Origin of the sequence: Shewanella sp. SM95 (genome assembly GCF_025653595.1) — a bacterium.
GTDB lineage: Bacteria > Pseudomonadota > Gammaproteobacteria > Enterobacterales > Shewanellaceae > Shewanella > Shewanella oncorhynchi.
This window is the reverse complement of record NZ_JAKKSE010000001.1, coordinates 299290-325331: the sequence shown is the minus strand read 5'-3', so window position 1 is coordinate 325331 and position 26042 is coordinate 299290. Positions and strand designations below refer to the sequence as shown.

The window sequence follows — 26042 nt, the reverse complement described above, 5'->3', positions numbered from 1 at the left end:
ATTTTATTCACGCGGCTAAGTTGATATCACCATATCAAGCATTGGCCGCTTGCTGTTCACGCCTCTTGGGCGATGAATAACTCAGCTTGCTGACTCAAGGTCACCTCATCCCAACCTAGCTCGGCAAACACGGTTTCCCACTCGGACTCGAGCTCGGTTTCTATGCTGAGCCGAGTTTGAGTTATTGGGTGTGTAAAGGTGAGTTTTTTTGCGATAAGCCACAGGCGATTAATGCCAAAATGCTCGCGGAAAAATGCATTTTGCTTACCATCGCCATGGGTGGTATCACCGACGATGGGGTGGCGTAAATGCGCCATATGTCTTCTGAGCTGATGCTTACGCCCCGTTTTAGGGCTCAAGCGCACCAGTGCGAAACGGCTAGTGGGATATCGGCCTGACTGATACGGAATTTCAGTATTGAGTAACGGCTCATAAGCCGTCACAGCTTCCTGCGCGGCTTTGTTAGGATCGGCATTCTTATCACCCAACTCATCCAACTCAACCTTAAGCGCATAGTCTAAAATACCGCTCTCATGCATATTACCGCGCACTAAAGCCAAATATTGTTTTTCAATCGTATGGGAAGCAAATTGCTCACACAGTGCATTGGCCACTTCACTACTCTTGGCAAACAAGAGCACGCCGGATGTCGGCCTGTCGAGACGATGTACAGGAAACACATGACAGCCCACTAAGTCACGGGTCAGCTGCATGGCAAAAAATCGCTCCCGACGCGCTAAATAACTGCGATGGACCAATAAGCCTGCGGGTTTATGAATTGCCACTAAGTGCTCATCTTCATAAAGAATTTCAATCTCAGGCGCCTGCTCTTCTAAATCATCCTCTTGGGATACATTCACTGCATTTTCAGGCGTTTCAAGCCAGATATCATCTTGATTCATTTAACAACATATCCAATTCATTCAATAGGCTAATTAAAGTTTGGCGCGGGGGTATATCCAGCCAAACATGTTCAGCCATAGGGGCAATCGCAATTTGAGTCGGCAATGGCGCCCCCGTTTCGATTAAAGTCTGCATTCTAGGCAGCAAAATAAACTGCAGCCACTGCTCAAGGGGCATAAGATCACAGGCAAAAGGTGCTGTGCTTGCCATTGCAGCGGCAGAAGGCGCTTGCTCAGACCACAACTCGGCCGCTTGCAGCGCGTGGGTAATCTGAGCCAATTTAGCTTGGGTTTGACTGTATAACATAGCTTTCAGATCCATTCTCATATTAGCCCTTTGTGATTCAAGAACTCCCCACAATTCACTGGCCGAATAGGTCGATTAAAGTGCCGCAATCATACCATCCAGACGCACTTCCCCCTATAATGGCGCCAATTTATTGAGCCTCTTTGATTGATATGGCAGCCAAATGACTGAAATTACAACTTTAAGCCAGTTTTTAACCACAGCCAAAACCCAGTTCCAAGTGTATGATCTTGGCCGTAGGGTGCAACATATTGATATGCTCGCGTTTCACCAAATAGAATCTCTCGCTACCCCTTATCCTTACCCTATTCAAGGACATGCGCAGTTTGCTATCGTCTTTTGGGATGCCAGTCAGCAACACTTTATTTGGTTTCTAAAACTGGCGTTAGATGAGCAAGGATTACTGTCGCCTGCACCGCGCTCACAATTTATCGAAATGATATTAGCGGCATTAGGGCAAGATCCCACTCAGCCGCTCAGTGATGAGCAGCAAGAACAACTCGCGAATAATCCCTTTAATTTCAAGCCAAGCCAAGAAAAACTGGCCGTATTTAACGCACTCGTTCGTAAACAACTTGGCCAACGCGCTTCATCACAATACGAGTTTGCCGTGCAATATCTGTCAGGCCAAGTTGCCCCATCACAATGGCAACATATTGGAATGCAAGGCATAGCTGATGTGTGTGTACGTGCAAAAGAATTTGATCATGAGCAGCACTTGGTATCGAGTTTTGATACAGCCGCCATTGAAGTGCAAATCGCCCTATGCCAATGTCTTGAACACTTACTGATTAGCGACACACTCGCCGATAAGGTTCTAGCGAAACTTCAAGACGCGGCTCCAGAACACCAAGCCTATTTCCTTCGCGCTCTAGCTTCTAGCGCTAAACACAGCCAAAAAGCGTTTGAGCATCTACACGGCCAATCCTCTTTAGATACCAATGCCCTCATCAGCATTGCCGGACGAAACTGGTCGGTATTAAAACAAGATTCAAGTCGCAGTCTTTACTTAGAAGCTTTAGCACTGCAGCCCCAAGCCTTTTTTAATCAGGTCTTTGCTGATATTGTGGCTATTCCTAGTTTGCGCAATCAACTACTAGGCGAATTAAGAAATCCCAATCGAAGTGTTCAACTATCACAAGCCATAGGTGGTTTGTTTAAGGCAGCTAGCAAATGATGTCAGATTTACTGTTAATTATTGGCCTCGTCGTGATTGCCGCATTCTTTTGGCAACTACGCCAAATGGCAGAGTTGAGCCGTATTTTTGCCGAAAAAGAATGTTGGCGACAAAAAGTTCAACTGTTAGCCATTGCCATGGAAACTGCCCGCCCAAGTATTGGCGGCACCACGGGAATTTGTTGGAAAGCGAAATATTTATTTGAATTCAGCACCGACGGCATTAACCAATACCGTGGCCATATTTGGATGCAAGGTAAGAAAATTCAAAAAATAGAATGGCCTATCTTCCCAGAGCCCGAATGGCAAGAAGCACCTACAGCGCAGGGAAAATTTGGCGGTTGTGGTACGCAAAGTGGTTGTAACTCAGGCAAATGCCATTAAGCTTTTATCGACAATGTTGGCTCAAATAAAATGTGAGCTAATATTGAGAGCAAGACAGCATTCTTTTTTATCGTAAATACGGCTAAAAAATAGATCACTGTAAAAGTTAAAAAAGAAAGGGCGCGGCCCTAAAGCCACGCCCTCCTATTCTCTGTTAAGCTATCCCGCTATTTTTGTGCTCCCTGCACCATCCATGCGTCAATCTGCGTCCTGCTTCATCCCTGCTCAATCCTTGAGGTCCTTGTACTCATGTACTTCCCTATCTCTTGGTCATCCAGTCCCAAGCTTGCTCTTTCCTGAGCGGTTCCATCATCATCCATGAAACGGGTATTGCATCCATTCAATTGCACTCCCTGTGCCATTGCCATCCTATGCAATGAGTCTATCAATCCTTGATAGTCTCCCTTCCTTGGTATTGGCTCTCTTTCATCCTGAAAGGCCTATATCCCTATCTTTCCTTAAGTCACATTCCTTAGTCACTGTTCGATCATCCTGATCGCCAACATCCTGTTGCCCGCAATTCCTTCTACAAGATGAATTCTACGCCAACCAACGAAAGTACTCATTGTGGATTATTTAAAATGTTAACAAAAATGGTGAACCCAACTGATAACAAACAGGTTAACCTACTGATATAGATTAAAATAATAACTAACCCAGAGACATAACCACCCTTTAGACTTACAAATTACTTACATACTTGTGAGAGATCTCTTACACGGAGGATGGCAATTCAAATCAAAAGTAAGCAAGTGCTAGATGTTCTCCCCTGAAGGACTTATGCATAAACCGCTATCGCTCAAAATTCGACAAGCATTCGGCGAATGACCAGAACACAGAGAGTAAATCATTGGGCAATAAGAGAAGTAAGACTGGTAAACATGTTTTACGGCAAGATGTCTTTAAGCAGCGTTAAGATAAAGTCTGTGTGAATAGCGTTATAGCTTGGCAAAGCCAGATTAATGCTGAAAATGAACCAAAGAAAAGGGCGCAACTAAAGTGCGCCCCATTTATCCTTTGTAAGCCTTCCTGCTCGATTTGTGCTCCCTGCACCATCCATGCGTCTGCTTGCGTCCTGCGTCGTCCCTGTAATCCCTTTTCGTCCCTGTGTATCAAACTTACGTGAGATAACACTCAGTCCCTTGACCTGTAAATCCTTTTTACAGAGCCTGTCACTTCCTATGACGTATTCCTATTGCATCCTGCAAAATTTATTTTCCATAGATTAGTACAAGCTGTTCACCCTTATACTTTATCCTTATCTCGACACATCCTGTTTCGAGTTCATGCTTAATCCTTAAGCGTGTCCTGTATTCTTCCTGAAATTCATCATCCTGACGATAAAACTCACTGTCCCTAATCATCCTTGAAAAGCAATCCTGCTTTTCCTTAGCCTATCCGAGGCGAATGACAGTTTTCCTACCGTCAGCGATTTCAACCTTGAAATCTTAATTCGTTGCTTCTTGCGTCCCTTTGGCCTGTTTCGCTTTCCTTGCTATCCATTTGCTTTGGCCATGAGTGAATTCTACGTTAACCCTAACGTTTTTGTTCGGCTCAAAGAACGGACGACAAAATTAATTACGGACCAACCAAAGGAAAATAAATACAACCCAATGATTCTATTTAAAATTAAATGTTGCAGAACAAAAAACAATCAAAAAGAAAACATTATGTCCTACAACGTTTGTAAGCGATCTCTCACACGGGCATGGGCATCTCACTCGGGCAATTTTTTTAACGTTTAAAAAAGTGGCGGATCATCTGCGCAAACATCACCCAATCTGCCATCAAACTGTAAAAAGGATACTGAAATGTCGCGGGTCGATTCTTCTCAAATACGAAGTGTCCCACCCATGCAAAACCATAACCAACAATAGGAATAAACCAACATAGCCACCAGGTTTGTGAAACCAAGGCAATGCCAATCAGCAGCAGAACTAAACAACTGCCAACAAAGTGTAATTGCCGACAAGTCGGGTGCTGGTGTTGGGATAAATAGAAAGGATAAAAATCGGCGAAACGTTTATAAGAGTTAGTCATCTTGTTGAACCGAATAGAATAAAAGCTGGCCATGGACACTGCCGATACTCAGCTCGCCTATGGATACAAAGTCATGCTGAGTAAACAGTTGCAAGTGGTTCTCCTGAGCGATAAACACACCAATGCCATCCAAATCAGGCTGCTCATCACACCAACTCACCACAGCTTGCACTAACTTATGTCCAAGTCCCTTGTGCTGTTCATTTGGTGCAAGAGCAATAAACTGCAAAATACCGCAGTGCTTACTGGGTAAAAGTTCAATAATACTGGACTCTTTGTTCATTAGTGCTTGAGTCGATTGCCAACCTGTACCTAACAACATCTTTAAGCGCCAATGCCAATAACGCCCTTCCCCTAAAGGCACTTCTTGAGTAACTACACAGGCTAACCCAAAGAGTCTTTCATGGTCGAATAAACCTATGAGGGCTTGTTTTTGTTGCCATAACGTATTGAGTTCTTCCCTGATTGCGGCGCGCAATTTTTGCTCATAAGCGGCTTTGTCTGAGGTAAAGAGTGAATCGACAAAAAAAGGATCATCATGGTAAGCGTTATAGAGAATAGAAGCGGCAATGCGTAAGTCTTCCGCGGTCAAATAGACTGCGCGGCAGTCCTCCAGAATTTCATTGTCCATCGTTAGCATTCCTTGACTTAGCTCACACTTTTTTATGCGTAACTGTTAATCTACCAAGGAAACTAAAAAGTGCAAATTTTAATCATAGATTGCATTTTTCAATCAGGCGCTTACTCTAAACGAAGGCACTATACTGAAAAGGAAATAATGATGGATACAACTCCAGTAGACTTAAGCCACTTGTTTGAGCAACTCGGTTTAGACAGTAGCGACGAGGCCATAGCGCAGTTTATTGCAACCCATGATATCGACCATCACATCCATTTAAGCCAAGCGCCCTTTTGGACCCCTGCCCAAAAGAGCTTTATCATTGAAGGTTTAGAAGCCGATGCCCTCTGGACTGAGCCCATTGAGCAATTAGACACTCAGCTACGTAAACGATAAGACTCGTTGGTTCAGATTTTACCGTAAGCCGTTTCACCCCAACCCACTAAGGCATTGTTGCTCAGCACGATAGGCGTACATTCATCCTTAGTGGTTTTTCCATCGCCATTATTACGCTGGGTACGATAAAACAACACTAAGACTTCTTTATTGGCTTCACCTTGTTGAGCACTTTGTTGAATATAGGCTTCACTAAAATCAGCAGTGCCCATTAAGATTATCACTTGGTCTTTAGGCATACCTAAGCTCAGCTTGGTTAAGTTAATACGATTTTTATCCTGCACTTTCTCCCAAGATTCGCTGCTATCCCAGCCCGATTCTCCATCACCGACATTGACCACGCAGCCGCTAAGACCTAAGCTTGCGAGCCCTAAAAAAGTGATGGCGATAAGTTTGTTATTCAATTTATGGTTCATCATGTGACATCCTGTGTAATTATTATTGAAGCTTAAAAAATGGTATTTCGGCTGGACAATAAGCAAAATAAATGCCACAAGACAACACACTGTTTTTAAATGAAAAAATTAATTATTATTTTAAAATTGGTTTAAACAATTCAACAAATTAAGGAATTTTGCTAATTATGAGTCCCCTTGACCAAGTATTAGCGGCCGCACGTTCGCTCGAAGCCTGCGGTAAAGTACCGAGCCTTGCCTTAATTAAAACCCGTTTAGGTAGTAGCCTACCTTTACCTATATTGATCCAAGGCTTACAGCAATTTAAATCTATGCCTAAGGCAGATCGCGAGCGTTTAGCTGAGTTGCAAACTATCAGCCCTACAACTGACGTTCCCGCAACTAACGATACCTTAACCCTTGCTGTGCTCGCCGAGCGCATGCAGATGCAACAGGCGTATTTTGAACGTCATGCTGAGCAGCAAAAAACAGAAATAATGCAATTAAAAAACGAACTGCTTGAACTTAAACAACGCATCAACTTATTAGAAATCCAAGGAAAAACAGCTTAATGTTTGTCACTGAACTGCGCTTCGAATGCTTCGCCGACACCACGATATCTGCCGCCGAGAAGGCAATTAATCAGCTCCTTGAAGCCTATCGAGCTAATGGTCAAATCTTAGGGCGAGAATTTGCGGTCGCCTTTAATGATGGTGAGTTTAGAGTGCGTTTATTGATGCCAGAGAAAAGCAGTTTAGCGCACAAATATCACAGCCCTTGGGTCAAAAAAGCCTTAGTAGAATTAACCGACGCTAAACTACTCGCGCCGCGGGAAAAGTTTATTGGTCAGGATATCAATTCTGAAGTAAGTAATACCGAAACACCCAGCTGGCAACTGCTATACACCAGTTTTGTGCATATGTGCTCGCCCCTACGCAGCGGCGACAATTTATTGCCCATTCCCCTGTACCGTTTACCCGCAACCTTTAATGGCGATCATAAGCGCATTATCCGTTGGCAGAGCGAATGGCAAGCCTGTGATGAGTTACAAATGGCGGCGGCCACCAAGGCAGAATTTGCCGCACTTGAGGAATTATCGAGTCCGGACAGTGATTTATTTCGTAGAGGTTGGGATTTGCGCGGTCGTATCGAATATCTCACTCAGATCCCGACCTATTACTACTTATATCGCGTTGGCGGCCAAGATTTAGCCACAGAAAAAACGCGACCTTGCCCACGTTGTGGCAGTCATGATTGGAAACTCGATGAACCTTTATTGGATATGTTCCATTTTCGCTGCGAGCCTTGCCGCATAGTGTCGAATCTGTCTTGGGATCATCAATAACATCTGTTTATCCCCTTGCAGAACTCAACCTAAGATAAGCCACGCTTAGGTTGAGTTAATACTTAGGTTGATAATAAAAATGTCGCTCACAGAAGTTAACGTTTACCGAAAAGGTTTTGCCACATACGTTTAAAACTGGCGAAAATACCAGGATGTTCTAATGCGGGCATAGGTAATTCTTCATGTTTAACGGGTGGTGCTATCCGTGGCGATAATGCTTCGATAAACGCAGTCAAACTCGAGGACAATTGCTCAGATTGCACTTCACCAGGGATTTCAATCCATACGCTACCATCACTGTTATTGATGGTGAGCATTTTATCTCCCTCATCTAACAGACCGATAAACCAAGTTGGTGACTGCTTCAGTTTTTTCTTCATCATCAGATGACCAATCAAGTTTTGTTGCAGGCAGTTAAAATCGTCATCATTCCAGACTTGCAGTAACTCCCCGGTGCCCCACTTAGAGTCAAATAATACTGGGGCGGAGAAATAATGACCGTAAAAATCATTGATCTCTGGCCATAAAGTTAACTCCAGTGCATGCTCTACATTGGCGAAACTGCCTTCAACTTTGCGTTTCACTGGCTGCCAAGGAACGGCCTGTTCAAGATCCGGTTGAAATTCGCCTTGAATACACACAGAAGGCTCACCCTGTGGGTAATAACGCGGTAGTTCACCTAAACTCGTTAAGTAAGCTTGATGATAGTTTTGCAAAAATTTATCGAGTGCGGGCAGACAAGACACTTAAGCACAATCCAATTTCAGGTATAATGTGCGCCTATTTTGACATGGAAACAGTATTGATGACACAGAATCACGATCCCTATAGTGATGCGCAAGCGCTTGTTGGCCTGACTTTAGGTAAAGCCACAGACTATCAAGCCGAGTATGATGCGTCGCTGCTGCAAGGGGTTCCACGCTCACTAAACCGTAATGCTATTGCACTCACTGGGACGTTACCGTTTCATGGTGCCGATATCTGGACGGGTTATGAGCTGTCTTGGTTAAATGCTAAAGGTAAGCCTATGGTGGCCATAGCTGAATTTCATTTAAGCTATGAAAGCCTGAACCTGATTGAGTCGAAATCGTTCAAACTGTATCTCAATAGCTTTAATCAAACCAAGTTCGATAGCATAGATTCACTGCAAAAAACCTTAGTGCAAGACTTAAGTCAATGTGCTCAAGGTGATATCAGCGTTAAAATCATCGAACCAAAAAGCTTTGGCATTCAGCGTATTATCGAGTTACCAGGCACGTGTATTGACGATCTCGATATTGAAGTCAGCGATTATAGTTTTAATCCTGATTACTTGGAAAACAGCACGGACGATAAGCAAACGGTCGCGGAAACGCTTAATTCAAACCTGCTGAAATCCAACTGTTTGATCACTTCGCAACCCGACTGGGGCAGCGTAATGATCCGTTATCAAGGGCCTAAAATCGATCGCGAGAAACTGCTGCGCTATTTGATTTCTTTCCGCCAACATAACGAGTTCCACGAGCAATGTGTCGAGCGGATTTTTGTCGATTTGAAGCGTTTCTGTCATTGCACTAAATTGACCGTTTACGCCCGCTATACGCGCCGCGGCGGTTTAGATATCAACCCGTATCGCAGTGACTTCGAGCAACCTGGCGAAAGCCACAGACTCGCAAGGCAGTAATTAACGTTCGTTCGAGTATCAGATTACGAACTAAGGTTTAGAACTGAGCAAAAACCAAGGTTACATACCGAAACTAAGCTCTGAATCGCTAGCCTAACTGCTTGCAAGATTCAGAGCTTTTTCATTTACAGTGCTCGCACTGGCATCGAGCAATAAGCTTCGCAGCCATTGATGGCTCGGGTTTTGGGTGTATTTACTGCTCCACACCATATACAAATCAATGGGTCTTGTTTTCAGTGGCATAGGTAAAATCTGGATGCCGAACAACTCGGCGTACTGACTGGCGTACCGCAAAGGCGCTATGCCTATCGCCTCACTTTTGCCAACAGTTGCAAACATACTCAATAGAGATGATTGCTCACTGTACATTTTGCGCCTTGGTAACACGCCTTCGGTAAACAAATCCCCTGCAGTCAAATTAAAACGCCTTAGATTCAAAAAGACGTGTTTCTCCTCAAAATACTGTTCATGGCTAATGACACCTTGAATACGAGGATGCTGCCGACTGACGATACAAACGAGGGTTTCGGTGAAGAGTAGTTTACTCGAGAGCAAACTTTGCTGGGCGGGCTTAATGTCTATGGCAACGGCGACCCGCTCAAGCAAAATATCGCGATATAGCTCATCCTCCTGCGGCGGTGACTCGCGGAAAATGACTTCAATATCCGCATTCTGTAACAAAGCCTGCACGCCTGATTGCAGCGCTTCGATAACCGACTCATTAGCATATACATAAAAGCGCCGCTGGCTCGAGTTGGGATCAAAATGCTCAAACCCCAGTAATACGGTTTCAATATCCGCCATGGGCTGCTCAAATTTACGGTACATCTCCCTTGCCACCGATGTAGGCTCAATTCCCCGTCCAACCCGATTAAACAGCGACTCCCCGACCCAAGCCCTAAACCGGCTTATCGCATTACTCACGGAAGACTGAGTTAAATCTAACTCCTGTGCCGCTTGGGTGAATGAACGAGTACGGTAAACCACCATAAACACGCGTAATAAATTTAAATCTAATGGCTTTCGTGTCGGCATAAGGGAGTGCACTCATTCACTATATGAATATTACAACCCAAACTAACTCGAGTTATCTAAATACACAAGCTGGCTATACTCAAACCATCAACGACACTATCCCACTTTTCGGTAGGTAAAATAATGCAAAAATCTTTGATGACAATGAGTATTATCGCAAGCTTCTCTTTAAGCGCCGTGGCCGCTGAACACGAGCATGAACATATCAGCCTGCACTATCAGGGAAAGCCTGCCACCGAGCAAACCATTGCGGTAAATAAAACCTCAGCAGCAAGCCTTAATTTTGCTGACAAAAAAGCCTTTGAAGAGTTTTCTAAAAATCTTATTGCTGAACTCGATGAACCAACAGCAGCCATTTTACGTGCCGATTTCAGCTTTATTGGCGACAAAACTCCAGACACAGTAAACCCTTCACTTTATCGCCAAGCTCAATTGAATATGGTGTCTAACGGCTTATACAAGGTCACAGATGGCATTTATCAAGTGCGTGGCACAGACTTATCGAACTTAACCCTTATCCGCGGTAAAACGGGTTGGATCCTTTATGACGTGCTGCTGACCAAAGAAGCGGCAAAATTATCCCTCGAGTTTGCGCTAAAACACTTGCCCGAGGGCAATAACTTACCCGTAGTCGCGATGATTTATTCCCACAGTCATGGAGATCATTTTGGCGGCTCCCGCGCAATCAAAGACATGTTCCCAAACGTCAAAGTCTATGGTTCCAATAACATCACCAAAGAAATTGTCGACGAAAACGTGCTTGCCGGTAATGCCATGAGCCGCCGCGCCGCCTATCAATACGGCGCAACATTAGAGCGAAACGATCAAGGCATTGTCGATGCCGCACTTGCTAAGGGATTATCCAAAGGCGAAGTGACCTACGTTAAACCCGATGTCACCTTAAATGCCAAAGATAAGTGGGAAACACTCACCATTGATGGTATCGACATGGTGTTTATGGATGCATCAGGCACAGAAGCCGCCTCGGAAATGGCCACCTATATTCCCTCAATGAAAGCATTGTGGACCGCTGAGCTCACCTACCACGGCATGCACAACATTTATACCTTACGCGGGGCAAAAGTTCGAGATGCGATAAAATGGTCTAAGGATATCAACGAATTACTGACTCATTTTGGTAATGATGCACAGGTTATATTCACTGCCCACTCAGCCCCCGTATTTGGCAATACTGATATAAACCAATACTTAAGAATGCAAAGGGATAACTATGGCCTAGTGCATAATCAAACCCTGCGTTTAGCCAATAATGGCGTGGGTATTCAAGATATTGGCGATGCGATTCAAACCACTATCCCTAAGGCTGTGCGCGATACTTGGTACACCAATGGTTACCATGGCACCTACAGCCATAATGCCAAAGCCGTGTACAACATGTACCTTGGCTATTTCGATATGAATCCCGCCAACTTAAACCCACTACCGACAAAAGATGAAGCGACGAAATTTGTGGAGTATATGGGCGGTGCCAAAGCCGTAGTGAAACACGCCAAAGCCGACTATGCCCAAGGCGAGTACCGTTTTGTGGCCACCGCACTCAATAAAGTCGTGATGGCAGAACCTAATAACAAAGAGGCAAGACAATTACTTGCCGATACCTATGAGCAACTGGGTTATCAAGCCGAAGGTGCTGGCTGGCGCAACATTTACCTCACTGGCGCCCAAGAGTTACGCGTAGGCATTCAACCCGGCGCGCCTAAATCGGCCTCTGCAGATATTTTAGGAGAAATGGACATATCGACCCTATTTGACTTCCTCGCCGTAAAAGTCGATAGCCTCAAAGCTGCTGAACTTGGGCTAATCAGGCTTAATGTGATTAACCCCGACACCCAAGAAACGCTCTATGTTGAACTAAGTAACGGTAATTTAAGCAATATTAAGGTTGATAAACCGATGGAGGCCGATGCCAATCTTTATATTGATAAACGCTATATTACGGGGATTTTACTCGGAAAAGTCACACTTAAAGAGTTACTGGCTAAGGGTACTGCCAAGTTAGAGGGTGATAAAGATGCCTTCGGTAAGATAGCGTCGACCTTAGTAAAGTTCGATGAAAGCTTTGAAATCGTCCCACTACCAAGCGCGAAATAACCAAATCAACGCCCTGAATCTTCAGGGCGTTTTATGGAAAAATTACACTAGCACTAACCATTCTGACACTTGGCGAGTCGTGTTCTGTAAGCAAAAGAGTGAAGTACGGATAGTCATTTGCACGGCATGTTCTCTCGTGCAATCTTTAAAGGCTAGATTAAAGTAAGAGAATTAATTCGCAGACTCTGGCGTTGGGACTAAAGTTTTGCACTCAAGCAATAACTGCTGAAAATGCCCGCCTAAGTCTTGCTGGGCAAATTGCTCGCTCGCGGTCACCATTTGCTTAAGGCTTTGTAAGGCTTGATCTAAACCTTGTTGCTCGATAAGACTTTTAGCATAGGCCGCCGCATCGGCGCCCTTTTGTAGCAAGCTCGCGACCTGATCAAAACTGATGTCTTGCTCCATTACTTTCTGTAAGTCACCCAGCAGCTCTGCCACTTTAGCAGACTCCACCAGCGAGCCTTCAACATTGACTAACTTACCCAGCGGATCTTGGCTGAGTTTCTCAGCCACACAGGCCGAAACAGTGCCTGCTGCCGCGCTTTGAGCCACAACATCTAAGCCATTGGCACGAATTTGCTTAACCACTTGCTGCAACTGTGGATCTTGGGCTAACCAAGCCTGCTCCAATTGCTGCTTTTCATCGCCACCAAAATAACCACAACCAGATAGCAACACCATCATAGTGGCAGGTATTAGGCACTTAATCCGTTTCATTGTTAAACCTCATTTATTTCATTCAAATTCAAAATATTATGGGCATGACTATACCCAGCAATGTTTAACCGAAGATGAATAAGACCAGTTAACCATAATTGGTAAGTAAGGCTTCTATGCTGCTCAGTTGCGCCGTTAGCATTATGGAAATCTCGGTGTTACCAGCATGCCCTAAGCTCACGGCAAAACGGTATTCCTCGGTCAAACGCCCAAAATAGGTTTGCCAATACAATGAACTTGCATCAATGGTTTGCAGCGGGATATTAGGATAGACACTCAGCAAAGGCGCCACACCATAGAACGGCATCAACGCTGCATCTTGGCATCTAAGCTCAACCGATCCGGCCACCAATTGCTCGAATGGCTTAAGATCAAAGCCGAAGGATTTAAGCGACTGCGCTAAACCTAGGCCAGTCGCCTTAATATAGGATTCCTTTAACGCCCATAAATCGAAAAAGCGCTGCCGCTGACTCGCTTCATCGGCGAGAGCTAATAAAGCCGCAGTTTCTTGGGCGGAAAAATAGTGATTTAGGATTGGATAGATATCCGTCTTCGGCCGTGACCTTTCTATATCGACTCCAAATAAACCAGACTCAACACCATGAAACTGAGTCACACCAATCAATAACCAATCGCCGCTATGGCTTAAGTTAAACTCAAGCCCCGTTTGCTGTTGCAATTTTGCCGTTAAACTCGGCTTACCCTTAGCGCCATATTCAAAACACCACTCGTGTGGCGATAAATCAGCATAGCGAGATAACACGACCCGCAACGCTGCCCTGACCTGTAATCCCTTCATTTGCGCCTTGGGATCGCGATAACGCGCGACCTTGGCGAGTTCATCATCACTTAACCAAGACTGAGCGAGTGATGTTTGCGGCAATGAAATATCGCTCAGTGGAATAAAAAATAGATCCACATTCACGCCGTTTTTGCTATATGTTCTGGAGTCGGTCATTTGAGGGCCTTGCAGGACAAAGCCTTGCGGCTGATGGTTATCATTGTCTGGCTTTTTGGAGAGCACTTAGCAACATTCTTATCTCGGTATTGTCTAGGTTCATCGTTATCTGAGTTCATTATGCATCTTAAATAGTTTCAACTAAGCCCTATTTCAATTCTTAGCCACACTCTAATAAGAGCAATTCTTAGCTGCACTCTAATTAGAGCAATTCTTAGAACGACCCTGAACGCCATCCTAAGCGCAAATTTTTGCTGCAATTGCGCCAAGGTTTTGCGCCCAAATTAACAGGTTTAGCCACACAGTCTCATTCATGACGAAAGGGACGTAAGCCAATATTGGGCTATTTTACCCCGCTAACTCAAAAAAGCGGTCTTTATCGACCCTAAAAATTTAATTCTTCCACTATCAAAGTATTAAAAAGCCCAAGCTGTCAGTAAAAACCCAACATAACGCACAGAAAATACCATTACTCAACGAAAGCCAATAAATTCCAGTCCCAGATGATTGTATCGACCCGAAACCTCAGGTAATCTGCATCCCCATTAAGTGACACAGATGATAAGCACAGGTTTTACGATGAGTGTCACTATGTTTTTCAAGAGTGCAACAGCTGACTCAGCCAAAATGGCTTCTCAGTCCCAATAGATTATGTCGGATGATAATTATTATTAATGGCAGCTCGCGACTCTCAATCTAAAGCGCCGTCTTACGCCCCCAAGAGCACGACTCAAGCGGCGAAAAAAGACAGCGCACCTCGGCATCGCAACGCCACCACCACGCCTGAAATGCGACTCTTTATCCAGCAATCGGATCTGAGCGTCAGCCAGTTGGCAAAAATTTTAAATATTACTGAGGCAACAGTCCGCAAATGGCGGAAACGTGAGTCCATTAGTAACAGTTCGAACACGCCCCATCACCTCAATACCACGCTCACGCCGATGGAAGAATATGTGGTGGTGGGATTACGCTATCAACTCAAACTCACCTTAGATAGATTACTTCAGGTTACCCAAACCTTTATTAATCCCAATGTGTCGCGCTCCGGCCTTGCCCGTTGCTTAAAGCGCTATGGCATATCGCGGCTCGATGAATTTGAAGCACCGCAAGTCCCCGAACGCTATTTTAATCAATTGCCTGTGACGCAAGGCAGCGATATCCAAACCTATACGGTCAATCCAGAAACCTTGGCTAAGGCGCTCGCATTGCCGAGTACCGACGGCAATACTGTGGTGCAAGTGGTCTCACTCACCATACCGCCGCAGCTCACTGAGCAAGCACCAAGCTCAGTACTATTAGGCGTAGACACAGCAAGTGATTGGATTTACCTCGATATTTATCAAGACAGTAATACCCAAGCGACCAATAGATATATCGCCTATGTCCTCAGACATGGGCCGTTTCATTTACGAAAGTTGCTTGTTCGCAACTATCACACCTTCTTAGCCCGTTTTCCCGGTGCCCATGGCACGCCAAAGACAAGCGCGGCTGAATCCCAAAACAAGGTCACCGTATCCAGGTCGACCCGTGGAGACTCTTTATGAGCCATACCCCTTCTGTACCTAATTCAACCACTGACTCAAAAGCTGAGTCAAAAAAAGATAAACGACTCAACAAACGTTTAAAAGATATGCCCGTTGCCATCGTCGGCATGGCCAGTATCTTCGCCAACTCGCGTTATTTAAATAAATTTTGGGATTTGATCAGCGAAAAAATCGATGCCATTACTGACATCCCAGACACCCATTGGCGCGCCGAAGATTACTACGATGCCGACAAAAGCAAAGCCGATAAAAGCTACTGTAAACGCGGTGGTTTTTTACCAGAAGTCGACTTCAATCCAATGGAATTCGGTCTGCCGCCCAATATTCTTGAGCTGACAGATACCTCGCAACTGCTGTCGCTGATTGTCGCCAAAGAAGTGCTCGCCGATGCCAATCTGCCCACCGATTATGATCGCGATCGTATCGGCATCACCCTAGGGGTTGGCGGTGGTCAAAAAATCAGTCAGAGCTTGAACTCGCGCCTGCAATATCCAGTGCTTAAAAAAGTATTCAAAAGCAGCGGCCTGAGCGATGAAGACAGCGAAATGCTGATCAAAAAGTTCCAAGACCAATATATCCACTGGGAAGAAAACTCTTTCCCAGGGTCCTTAGGCAACGTGATTGCAGGCCGTATCGCCAACCGGTTTGATTTTGGCGGCATGAACTGTGTGGTCGATGCAGCCTGTGCGGGCTCGCTTGCCGCTATGCGTATGGCGTTGACTGAACTGACCGAAGGTCGCAGCGACATGATGTTAACCGGCGGTGTCTGTACCGATAACTCGCCATCCATGTACATGAGCTTCTCAAAAACGCCAGCCTTCACCACCAATGAAACCATTCAACCCTTTGATATCGATTCAAAAGGCATGATGATCGGCGAAGGGATCGGCATGGTCGCGCTTAAACGCCTTGAAGATGCCGAGCGCGATGGCGACCGAATTTATGCCGTCATCAAAGGCGTTGGCGCCTCATCTGACGGTAAGTTTAAGAGTATTTATGCGCCGCGCCCTGAAGGCCAAGCTAAAGCATTGGAGCGCGCCTACGACGACGCGGGTTTTGCCCCGCACAGCATTGGCTTAGTTGAAGCCCATGGCACGGGTACTGCCGCAGGTGATGTGGCTGAATTCAATGGCTTAAAATCGGTATTTGCCCAAGGCAACGACACAAATCAACATATCGCGTTAGGTTCAGTGAAATCCCAAGTGGGCCACACTAAATCCACTGCGGGCACTGCGGGGGTGATCAAAGCCGCGCTAGCGCTGCACCACAAGGTATTGCCTGCGACCATTAACGTTAGCAAGCCTAATCCAAAACTGAATATCGAAAGTTCGCCATTCTATTTAAATACCGAAACTCGCCCATGGTTCCAGCGCGCTGATGCAACGCCGCGCCGTGCAGGTGTAAGCTCCTTTGGTTTTGGCGGCACGAACTTCCATCTTGTATTAGAAGAATACAAACCTGAGCACAGCCGTGACGAGCAATATCGTCAGCGCAGTGTGCCGCAGACACTATTGTTTGCCGCCGCCAGTAAAGCCGCGCTACTGAGCGAGTTAAAAGCTGCGCTGAGCCAAAGCGTGAACACGAGCGCAAACGCGAATAAGAGCAGCGCTGCGAGCCTAAACGCTATCGCTCAGCAATATCCGCTGCGCCCGCTGGCAGACACAGATGCCCGTTTAGGTTTTGTGGCTAAGGATATCGCACAGCTGCAAGCTCAGTTAAATCAAGCCATCTCTCATCTAGAAAGCAGTGCGCATTTAGAAAGCGGGCACCTAGAAACCAGTGCAAGCGAGGCGTGGCAATTACCTTCTGGTATCAGCTACCGCTCCCATGCCTTGGTCGCTAAAAATGAATCAAAGAAAGTAGCTGCCCTGTTTGCTGGTCAAGGTTCACAGTACCTGAACATGGGTCGCGAACTCGCCTGCCATTTCCCGGAAATGCGCCAACAAGTGACGGCCAGCGATAAAGTATTTGCTCACCACGGTCAAACACCGTTATCGAACATCCTCTACCCTATTCCAGCATTCGATGCCGATGCTGTGAAAGCCCAAGAAGCGGCGCTGACCAATACCCTGTTCGCCCAAAGCGCCATAGGCGCGGTTTCAATGGCGCAATATTCGCTATTAACGCAAGCGGGTTTTGCCCCCGATATGGTGGCAGGTCACAGCTTTGGTGAACTGTCAGCCCTTTGCGCGGCAGGCGTGATTTCCAATGAGGATTACGTCGAACTGGCCTTCGCCCGCGGACATGCCATGGCGCAAGTGCCGAGCGATACTGGGACTCAAGTTGATTTAGGAACCATGTTCGCGATTATTCTTAAGCAAAAGAATGATATCGATGCGATCAATAGCTGTTTAGCCCAGTTTGATGGCGTTAAAATTGCCAACTACAACGCGCCGACGCAATTAGTCATCGCAGGTGGCACAGAGCAAACTCAGCTGGCCGCGAAAGCCATTAGTGAACTGGGCTTTAAAGCGATTGCCCTGCCTGTCTCAGGCGCGTTCCATACCCCATTGGTTGGACACGCACAAAAGCCATTTGCCAAAGCCATTGATAAAGCTAAATTCAGCGCGCCTTCAGTCGCACTTTATGCCAACGGTACAGGTCAATTGCACCCAAGCGATGGCAAAGCCATTAAAGCAGAATTTAAACAACACATGCTGCAATCGGTTCGCTTTAGCGAACAACTGCAGGCCATGTATGACGCTGGCGCCCGTGTGTTTGTTGAGTTTGGCCCTAAGAACATACTGCAAAAGTTAGTTGAAAATACCTTAGGTGAACACTTAAATGAGCTTTGCCTTGTCAGCATGAACCCGAATCCTAAGGGCGACAGTGACAGTCAATTACGCTTAGCCGCAGTGCAATTAGCCGTAGCCGGCGTGGCGTTAACTGAGGTTGACCCCTATCAAGCCGTCACGTCACAAGAAATTGCCGAACGTGAAGCGCCATCAGCGATGAACATCAAACTCACTGCCACTAACCATATTAGTGCTGCAACCAAAGCTAAGATGGCTAAATCCCTCGCCACAGGCAGCGTGACTAGCCAAGTGCAATATGTGGATCGCATCGTTGAAACGGTTGTCGAAAGAGAAGTCGAAAAAATCGTTGAGAAAGAAGTCATCGTCGAAAAAGTGGTTGAAAAAATAATAGAAGTGGAAGCGAATCAAGTGGCAACTGTTGAAATGAAACAAAAATCCTCAAGCGTGACGCAAGGCTTAAACAATCACCAGCAACAAGCGACGGCGCAATTGAACCCAAGCGTCAGCGGCGATGCATTAACGGCATTTTTCAGCGCACAATCTCAAGCGGCGCAGTTGCATCAACAGTTTTTAGCTATCCCGCAGCAATACGGCGATACCTTCACGACACTGATGACTGAACAAGCCAAGATGGCAAGCCTTGGCATTGCAATCCCTGAAAGCCTGCAACGCTCGATGGAAATGTTCCACCAGCATCAAGCGCAAACCCTGCAAAGCCACGCCGAATTTATGCAACTGCAAAGCAGTAGCTGCCAAGCGGCCTTGGCCATGCTAAACAATGCGCCGATTAACTTTACTCCAGCAGTTGCAAGTCAGCCACGAGCAACTGCGCCGGCTCCTGCACCTGTTGCTGCAACGACAATGCCACATAATGCTGCACCAGTAGCGGCTCAAGCTGTTGCGACGAGACCCGCGGTTAGCACACCTGTTGCGCCTGTTGTGCAAACCGCTCCCGTTGCTTATTCACCTGCTGTGACTGTACAAGTTGCGCCAGCAACTCCTGCTGCTCCAGCATTAGTCATGCCTGCTGTAGTGATGCCAGAAGTGACACCTGCGGCAACAGCAACGAGCGGTTTAAGCGCTGCGTTAGTACAACAAACCATGATGGCTGTGGTTGCCGATAAAACAGGCTACCCCACTGAAATGCTAGAGCTTGGCATGGATATGGAAGCCGATTTAGGTATAGATTCGATTAAGCGCGTTGAAATCTTAGGCACAGTGCAAGACGAACTGCCGGGCTTACCTGAACTCAGCCCAGAAGATTTGGCCGAGTGCCGTACCTTAGGTGAAATCGTTGACTACATGAACAGCAAATTGCCAGCGGCTGACCAAGTTGTAGTTTCTACAACAACGCCAACAACTCCTGCAGCCAGCGGTTTAAGCGCTGCGTTAGTACAACAAACTATGATGGCAGTGGTGGCCGATAAGACAGGTTACCCCACTAAAATGTTGGAACTTGGCATGGATATGGAAGCCGATCTCGGTATCGATTCCATTAAGCGCGTTGAAATCCTAGGCACAGTGCAAGACGAGCTACCAGGCTTACCAGAGCTCAGTCCAGAAGATCTGGCCGAGTGCCGTACCTTGGGTGAAATCGTTGACTACATGAACAGCAAACTGCCAGCGGCTGGCCAAGTTGTAGTTTCTACAACAACGCCAACAACTCCTGCAGCCAGCGGTTTAAGTGCTGCGTTAGTGCTGCAAACTATGATGACTGTGGTAGCCGACAAGACAGGCTACCCCACTGAAATGCTGGAACTCAGCATGGATATGGAAGCCGATCTCGGTATCGACTCCATCAAGCGCGTTGAAATCTTAGGTACAGTGCAAGACGAACTGCCAGGTTTACCTGAGCTCAGCCCAGAAGATTTGGCCGAGTGTCGCACCTTGGGTGAAATCGTTAACTACATGCAAAGTAAGCTTACACAAAATGACAAGCTGCCTGCAGCGGGCGCAGTTATCGTAGCAACTCATGTGACAACTGCCGCGCCTGCCGCCAACGGTTTAAGCGCTGCACTTGTTAAACAAACCATGATGGCTGTGGTGGCTGACAAGACAGGCTATCCGACTGAAATGCTGGAACTCAGCATGGATATGGAAGCTGATCTAGGTATCGATTCCATCAAGCGCGTTGAAATCTTAGGCACAGTTCAAGATGAGCTACCGGGCTTACCTGAGCTTAATCCTGAAGATCTGGCCGAGTGTCGCACCTTAGGCGAAATCGTTGACTACATGAACAGCAAATTGCCAGTAGTTAGCGCGGTAGCAGTTGCACCAGCGGCAAACGTTGAAGCAACGCCAGCACAAGTTCCTGCGAATAACGGCTTAAGTGCTGCACTTGTCCAACAAACCATGATGGCTGTGGTGGCCGACAAGACGGGCTACCCCACTGAAATGCTAGAACTCAGCATGGATATGGAAGCCGATCTAGGTATCGATTCCATCAAGCGCGTTGAAATCTTAGGCACAGTGCAAGACGAGCTACCGGGTTTACCTGAACTCAATCCTGAAGATCTGGCCGAGTGTCGTACCTTAGGTGAAATCGTTAGCTATATGCAAGGCAAGCTAGGCCAAAACGCGGTAAGCCAGAATGCCGCGCCAGTTAGCGCAGTCGTTCAGCCTGAACCTACTATCGATTTACCACCACATGATTTACCACCCCATAGTGAGGTGGTGCTAAAAAAGTTGCCAGCGGCGGCTGAGCTAGCGCAACTATCGCCACAGCAATCGTCAAAGCAATCAGCACAAAAAGCTCTGCCACGTGTTTTTGCTAAAGATGCCTGCATTATCATTAGCGATGATGGTCACAATGCTGGTGTACTTGCCGAGAAATTGCATGCTCAAGGTCTAACGGTTGCGGTTGTGCGCTCGCCAGAAAGCCTTGTAGCCAGTGCATCACCGCTCAATAGCCACATTGCCAGCTTCACATTGGCGGCGATTGACGATACCAGCATCAGCGCAGTGATTAATGAGATCAAAAGCTTAGGTACAGTTGCAGGCTTTATTCATCTGCAACCACAACATAAAACCTCAGCCGATGCGAAAGGTTTAGTGTTGTCCAGTGCCGCCAAAGCGTCGGTTGAGCAAGCATTCTTGTTCGCCAAGTACTTACAACCCCTGCTAACAACAGCAGCAACCGCCAATACTGGTAGTAGTTTTATCAGCGTCAGTCGTATCGACGGTGGCTTTGGTTATCTTAACCACAGCCAAATTGCCCGCAGCGAGTTAAACCAAGCGGCATTGGCAGGTCTGACTAAAACTTTGAGTCACGAGTGGCCAAGCGTACATTGCCGCGCCTTAGATATCACGCCAGCACTTGATGCCAAGCAACTGGCCAATGCGGTGATCGCTGAGCTATTTGCAACCGATAACGTATTGGAAGTCGGTGTTAGCCAAGGCGCAGCCCAAGCACTTGAGCGTGTGACCTTAGTTGCAGGCAAGGCTGATACCCGCCACAGCGCGGCAAACTTGACGAGTGCAGATAAAATACTGGTGACTGGCGGCGCAAAAGGCGTGACCTTTGAATGTGCGCTAAGTTTAGCCAAACGCAGCAAGGCGCACTTTATCCTTGCTGGCAGAAGCAGCCAACAAGCCATTCCCGCTTGGGCACAGGGTAAAAATAACAGTGAACTTAAAGCCGCAGCTATTACCCACATTCAAAGCTTGGGCGAGAAACCCACGCCAAAACAAGTGGATGCCTTAGTATGGCCTGTTCAAAGCAGCCTAGAAATTGCAGCCGCACTGCAAGCCTTTACCGCTGTGGGCGCGAGCGCCGAGTACTTAAGTCTCGATGTTAACAATCCAGATACGATCGCCAGCACGATAGTGCCGATCACCGAGTTGTCGCCTATTACTGGCATCATCCATGGTGCGGGCGTACTTGCCGATAAACACATCCAAGACAAAACCTTAGATGAGTTAGCACGGGTGTATGGCACTAAGGTCACAGGTATAAGCAATCTATTTGCCGCACTGGATTTAGATAAATTAAAACTGATTGCCCTATTCTCTTCGGCAGCGGGTTTTTACGGCAATACTGGCCAAAGCGATTACGCCATGTCCAACGACATACTCAACAAAGCCGCACTGCAACTGGCGCAGCAACTGCCAAATGCCAAAGTGATGAGCTTCGATTGGGGTCCGTGGGACGGCGGCATGGTGAATCCTGCGCTGAAAAAGATGTTTATCGATCGCGGTGTTTATGTGATCCCGCTAAAGGCAGGCGCTGAGTTATTTGCTAGCCAATTACTGAGCAACACAGGCGCACAATTGCTGGTCGGTACTGACATGCAAGGCACAGTTCCAAGTGACGAGCAAGCAACTCAAGGTAGCAATCTAAAAAAGCCTGAAGCGGATCTGACCACTGACGCGTCGGATCCGCATGCTTTGCCTAAAGCTGTAAAACTAAAGCGCACACTGGACCCTAAGGCAATGATCTTTATTGAAGATCACTGCATTAATGGTAATCCCGTATTACCGACTGTGTGCGCGATTCAGTGGATGCGTGAAGCCGCCTTTGATGTGCTCAAGCAGCCTGTCAAAGTGCAAAGCTACAAGCTGTTGAAGGGCATTATTTTCGACACTGCCGTGTTACAAAATGGAGTGTTAGAAAGTGCAGCCCCCATCACGCTGGAACTTGAACTTGCACCGATTGCGTTAACGGATAAAGCCGCGAAAGATACTGACGAGTGCTTGAGTGAACAATTCAGTGCCTTAATCAGCTTTGAAGGTCGTCCGCAATATCAAGCCATCTTAGTGATTGATGACGCGGCGAGTGATTACTTAGCCACTAACAGCAAAGCAACTGCCTTTGACGCGCATAGCTTGGCAGGGCTTTCTGCCATCACAACCGCGAGCAGCCTTTACAGCGACGGCACGCTTTTCCACGGCCCAAGACTGCAAGGTATTGAGTCTGTGGTGAAGTTTGACGATGCGAGCTTAGTCGCCAAGGTAAGCCTTCCCCATGTTGCGTTAGCGGACTGCGGGAGTTTTGTGCCCAATCTGGCCCCTAAAGGCTCACAAGCCTTTGCGGAAGATTTGTTGCTGCAGGCGATGCTGGTATGGGCGAGACTCAAATATGGCGCGGCGAGTTTGCCATCAAGCATTGGTGAGTTTATTTCCCATGCGCCGTTTGCCTTTGGCGATAAAGGGTATCTAGTGCTCGAGGTGGTAAAACACTCTGGCCGTGCCCTTGAAGCCAATATTGCACTGTATCATCAAGATGGCCGCTTAAGCTGCGAGATGAACAACGCCAAAGTCACCATCAGCAAAAACCTTAACGGTGCATTCTTAGCCAATAAAGTTGCGAATAAAGTTGCTGCTAATCAAACCGCTGCGAATAAAGCCATTGAAAGCGTGGAGGCAAAAGTCGAGTGAACTTAGCCCCCCCTTTAGCAACGACCCATAACGGCCAAGCTGAAACGTCGATAGCTGACAAAAGCGCTAAGCCACTGCGTATTGCAGTGTTGCTTGGCGATGCCGTCAACCTTGACTCTCACTCAGCCCAAGTATTAGGGACGTTTACTGAACGTGAAAGAGTTCAGATTTGCGCTGCCGATGCCAACCAATCGACAGCTCATGAACCGTCAGTGCATGAGCAAAAGTCGCTCACTGCGTTGTTAGGCCAAGCAACAACAGCCATTGAGCAAGGCAAGCTCGTTGAACTTAAATTCAATGATGGCAATCTGCCCCAGGCTTTGACTCAGTCCCTGTATTTGCTTGATGGTTTACGCGCCGCCAAACTGCGTCTTCACGCCCACGCGTTTATTGCTGGCTTTGCCGCTGGTAATGAAACTACTGGTGTTGTAAATGCAGGTGTTGCTAATGCAGCGGCGGTTGCTAATGCTGCATTAGCGGCGGCAAAGCGTAATCCAGCTCAAACCGTTCAACATCAGACTGTCGCCAACACTCTCAACGAGGCCTTTGTTGCGCTGCGCCAAGGCGTAACCGCCCTCGCTGCGCGAACACAAGCGCCGCTTAAAGGCACTACTGATATAAAACAGACAAACGACACCAATCATCAAACTGGCTATTGGTTTAGCGACCAACATCAAGCGCGGGTTTTATGTCTAAATCTTGTAGCAAAGAATCTAGCGGCAACAAGATCAAACCCAGCAGATACCTTGCTGGATTCAGGCCAAGATATTTGCCAAAGCCTAGTACTGACCCAAGGCACACAAGTTATCGCGCCCAAAGCTCTTGTTGATGAAAACCGGCTGTTTGTGCCGATAAGTGCTGACAATATTGATTCACTCATCGCGCAAGTATTGCAACTAGTTAACACTCTGGAAAATGGCGTAGGCTTTCACGCAGACTTTCGCGCTGAGCAACTCAAACCTTGGTTTGAACGCTATGATGCCAACGCACCTCTGGCATTAGTCTTGATGGCGGCATCGATTGATGATCTCAAACTTGAAGCTAAGGCCATGCTTACGGCGCTTGAAAATGATGCGGTGCGTCATCACGGTCAACACTTTAAGACGCCAGCGGGTAGCTGCTTTACCGCTAAGCCGCTAGGGGATGCGGGGCTGACCTTTGTATATCCCGGTGTTGGCACAGTTTATGCCAATATGTTCAATAACTTGCATGAGTATTTCCCCGCGCTATATCACCAGCTAGAACGTGAAGGCGACTTAAGCGCCATGCTGCAATCACCGCAGATTTATGCGGCAGATGTAAAAACCGCAGCGGGCATGAGCTTAAGTCAGCAAGCGATTAGTGGCGTGGGCGCCAGCTACCTATTCACTAAACTGTTGACCCAAGTCTTTAATATTAAGCCTAAAATGGCGCTCGGTTACTCTATGGGCGAAGCGGCCATGTGGGCCAGCCTTGATGTGTGGCAAACGCCCCATGCTATGATCAAGGCCACCGAAAATAGCGATATTTTCAACCATGCCATTTCTGGCGAGCTAACCGCAGTACGCCGAGCATGGCAGCTTAAGGATAATGAATCCATAGTGTGGAACAGCTTTGTGGTGCGCGCCGATAGCAACGAAATCAAAGCATTACTGCCAGAGTTTCCTCGCGCTTATTTAGCCATCATTCAAGGTGATACTTGCGTTATTGCCGGCTGCGAAACAAGCTGTAAAGCCCTACTTGCAAAGTTAGGTAAGCGTGGGATTGCCGCCAATCGCGTCACGGCAATGCATACCGCGCCAGCCATGTTAGTCCATGGGCAAGTACAAGATTTCTATACTCAAGCAGTGAAACCTGAGGCACTGAAACCTAAGGCGCTGGAAGCGGCAGCACATGGCTCGTCTATTCGCTTTATCAGTGCTGCGCAAACTGCGCCAGTAACCGTGGATAGCCACAGCATTGGCCGCGCGATTGCCGATACATTTTGTTCGCCACTCGACTTTAGTGCGCTCATTCAAAATGCCACTGAGCAAGGTGCAAGACTGTTTGTCGAAGTGGGCGCCGATAGGCAAACCAGCACACTTATAGATAAAATCAGCCATGCCCATGCAGGCCAAAGCACCGAGAACGCAACTACATTCGCCATTGCCTGCAATGCCAAGGGTGCCGACGCGATCACCAGCTTACTCAAGTGTTTAGCTCAGCTGATAAGCCACAGAGTGCCGCTTTCGCTCACGCCGCTCATTCAGCCATTAAGTGCTAACGCAGCCCCTTTATCATCAGCAGTATCACCAGAAGGAGAACCCCAGTGAGTTCTCAGCATTCCCCTACTATTGAT

Annotated in this window: 19 protein-coding genes; 10 read left to right on the top strand and 9 right to left on the bottom strand. The window is 47.0% G+C overall.

The window, feature by feature from the left end; genetic code table 11:
- Positions 1–56: 56 nt before the first annotated feature.
- Positions 57–902: a tRNA pseudouridine(65) synthase TruC gene (gene truC / locus L5M29_RS01455; protein ID WP_263165817.1), complete on the bottom strand. Its 846-nt coding sequence runs from the start codon at positions 900–902 to the stop codon at positions 57–59.
- Positions 889–1209, bottom strand: a complete 321-nt coding sequence (locus L5M29_RS01450) for a YqcC family protein (RefSeq protein ID WP_263165815.1) — start codon at positions 1207–1209, stop codon at positions 889–891. The genes truC and L5M29_RS01450 overlap by 14 nt, the downstream gene beginning before the upstream one ends.
- A gap of 163 nt (positions 1210–1372) precedes the next feature.
- Between L5M29_RS01450 and L5M29_RS01445 the strand changes: the two genes are divergently transcribed.
- Together L5M29_RS01445 and L5M29_RS01440 are read left to right on the top strand one after the other, a co-directional pair.
- Entirely contained in the window at positions 1373–2386 is a 1014-nt protein-coding gene (locus tag L5M29_RS01445) for a DUF3549 family protein (RefSeq protein ID WP_263165813.1), read from the top strand.
- On the top strand, positions 2383–2769 hold the full coding sequence (locus L5M29_RS01440; RefSeq protein WP_263165811.1) for a DUF3301 domain-containing protein: 387 nt from the start codon (positions 2383–2385) through the stop codon (positions 2767–2769). Before L5M29_RS01445 ends, L5M29_RS01440 begins: the two co-directional genes overlap by 4 nt.
- Before the next feature lie 1734 nt (positions 2770–4503).
- Here the strand turns inward: L5M29_RS01440 and L5M29_RS01435 are convergent.
- Both L5M29_RS01435 and L5M29_RS01430 read right to left on the bottom strand, forming a co-directional pair.
- Positions 4504–4809, bottom strand: a complete 306-nt coding sequence (locus L5M29_RS01435) for a DUF962 domain-containing protein (protein ID WP_028760618.1) — start codon at positions 4807–4809, stop codon at positions 4504–4506.
- Positions 4802–5440 carry a GNAT family N-acetyltransferase gene (locus L5M29_RS01430; protein WP_028760619.1) on the bottom strand — a complete coding sequence of 213 codons (639 nt, stop codon included), beginning with the start codon at positions 5438–5440 and terminating at the stop codon, positions 4802–4804. The genes L5M29_RS01435 and L5M29_RS01430 overlap by 8 nt, the downstream gene beginning before the upstream one ends.
- A 150-nt stretch (positions 5441–5590) precedes the next feature.
- On the opposite strand from L5M29_RS01430, the gene L5M29_RS01425 reads away from it, so the two are divergent.
- The gene (locus L5M29_RS01425) at positions 5591–5824 is read left to right on the top strand and encodes a DUF2789 domain-containing protein (RefSeq protein WP_028760620.1); all 234 of its coding nucleotides are present in this window, start codon (positions 5591–5593) and stop codon (positions 5822–5824) included.
- 11 nt (positions 5825–5835) lie between these two features.
- Here L5M29_RS01425 and L5M29_RS01420 read toward each other — a convergent pair whose 3' ends face one another.
- Positions 5836–6243: a DUF3192 domain-containing protein gene (locus tag L5M29_RS01420; protein ID WP_263165808.1), complete on the bottom strand. Its 408-nt coding sequence runs from the start codon at positions 6241–6243 to the stop codon at positions 5836–5838.
- Between the two features lie 164 nt (positions 6244–6407).
- On the opposite strand from L5M29_RS01420, the gene L5M29_RS01415 reads away from it, so the two are divergent.
- A complete protein-coding gene (locus tag L5M29_RS01415) occupies positions 6408–6791 on the top strand; it encodes a hypothetical protein (protein WP_113938966.1) in 384 nt (127 codons plus the stop codon).
- Positions 6791–7564 carry a Zn-ribbon-containing protein gene (locus L5M29_RS01410; protein WP_131523815.1) on the top strand — a complete coding sequence of 258 codons (774 nt, stop codon included), beginning with the start codon at positions 6791–6793 and terminating at the stop codon, positions 7562–7564. Before L5M29_RS01415 ends, L5M29_RS01410 begins: the two co-directional genes overlap by 1 nt.
- A 95-nt stretch (positions 7565–7659) precedes the next feature.
- Here the strand turns inward: L5M29_RS01410 and syd are convergent, their stop codons facing one another.
- Positions 7660–8310, bottom strand: coding sequence for a SecY-interacting protein (gene syd, locus L5M29_RS01405; protein WP_173245867.1), 651 nt, complete (start codon positions 8308–8310; stop codon positions 7660–7662).
- A gap of 59 nt (positions 8311–8369) precedes the next feature.
- Between syd and queF the strand changes: the two genes are divergently transcribed.
- Positions 8370–9227: an NADPH-dependent 7-cyano-7-deazaguanine reductase QueF gene (gene queF / locus L5M29_RS01400; protein ID WP_263165804.1), complete on the top strand. Its 858-nt coding sequence runs from the start codon at positions 8370–8372 to the stop codon at positions 9225–9227.
- Positions 9228–9320: 93 nt separating this feature from the next.
- Here queF and L5M29_RS01395 read toward each other — a convergent pair whose 3' ends face one another.
- Positions 9321–10262, bottom strand: a complete 942-nt coding sequence (locus tag L5M29_RS01395) for a LysR family transcriptional regulator (RefSeq protein ID WP_263165802.1) — start codon at positions 10260–10262, stop codon at positions 9321–9323.
- A 123-nt stretch (positions 10263–10385) separates the two neighbouring features.
- Here L5M29_RS01395 and L5M29_RS01390 point away from each other — a divergent pair, with 123 nt between their 5' ends.
- Complete coding sequence (locus L5M29_RS01390) at positions 10386–12374, top strand: alkyl/aryl-sulfatase (protein ID WP_263165799.1); 1989 nt, start codon at positions 10386–10388, stop codon at positions 12372–12374.
- A 171-nt stretch (positions 12375–12545) separates the two neighbouring features.
- Here L5M29_RS01390 and L5M29_RS01385 read toward each other — a convergent pair whose 3' ends face one another.
- Positions 12546–13091: a hypothetical protein gene (locus tag L5M29_RS01385; RefSeq protein ID WP_263165797.1), complete on the bottom strand. Its 546-nt coding sequence runs from the start codon at positions 13089–13091 to the stop codon at positions 12546–12548.
- Positions 13092–13179: 88 nt separating this feature from the next.
- Entirely contained in the window at positions 13180–14049 is an 870-nt protein-coding gene (locus L5M29_RS01380) for a 4'-phosphopantetheinyl transferase family protein (protein WP_317633240.1), read from the bottom strand.
- A 674-nt stretch (positions 14050–14723) separates the two neighbouring features.
- Between L5M29_RS01380 and L5M29_RS01375 the strand changes: the two genes are divergently transcribed.
- From L5M29_RS01375 to L5M29_RS01365, 3 genes are read left to right on the top strand one after another with little or no spacing between them, the layout of a single operon-like run.
- The gene (locus L5M29_RS01375; protein WP_263165795.1) at positions 14724–15593 is read left to right on the top strand and encodes a transcriptional regulator; all 870 of its coding nucleotides are present in this window, start codon (positions 14724–14726) and stop codon (positions 15591–15593) included.
- Positions 15590–23725: a type I polyketide synthase gene (locus L5M29_RS01370; RefSeq protein WP_263165792.1), complete on the top strand. Its 8136-nt coding sequence runs from the start codon at positions 15590–15592 to the stop codon at positions 23723–23725. The genes L5M29_RS01375 and L5M29_RS01370 overlap by 4 nt, the downstream gene beginning before the upstream one ends.
- Positions 23722–26016 (top strand): PfaB family protein, encoded by a 2295-nt coding sequence (locus L5M29_RS01365; protein WP_263165791.1) that lies wholly within the window; start codon positions 23722–23724, stop codon positions 26014–26016. Before L5M29_RS01370 ends, L5M29_RS01365 begins: the two co-directional genes overlap by 4 nt.
- The last annotated feature ends 26 nt before the right edge of the window (positions 26017–26042 follow it).